The sequence below is a fragment of the Rhizobium ecuadorense genome (assembly GCF_001187535.1).
GTDB lineage: Bacteria > Pseudomonadota > Alphaproteobacteria > Rhizobiales > Rhizobiaceae > Rhizobium > Rhizobium ecuadorense.
Window position 1 is genome coordinate 1 of record NZ_LFIO01000222.1, and the last position, 260, is coordinate 260.

At 64.2% G+C, this 260-nt stretch carries 1 pseudogene; it reads left to right on the forward strand.

The features are described from left to right. Nucleotides 1-86: 86 nt before the first annotated feature. A pseudogene (locus AF337_RS41780) lies at nt 87-260 on the forward strand (aminodeoxychorismate synthase component I); the annotation flags it as partial.

Here is a 260-nt window from a genome sequence, read left to right on the forward strand (position 1 = left end):
GTCCCCACGCCAAACCTCTTCCCGCAAGCGGGGAGAGGCGCCGGCTGGCGGACCAGGGAGGTCGCGCTCCAAGAAAGACGCCGCCGATGGCCGAAACCCAACCCTATATTCTGTTCCGCGACGACGCGACCGGACAGGTGATGCTTTTCGCCGAGCCGGCAGAGATCATCCTTGCCAGGACGCGCGCCGAGTTCTTTGCAGGCCTTATCAGGATGGAGCAGGCCAAGGCCGAAGGCAAATGGCTTGCCGGCTACATGGCC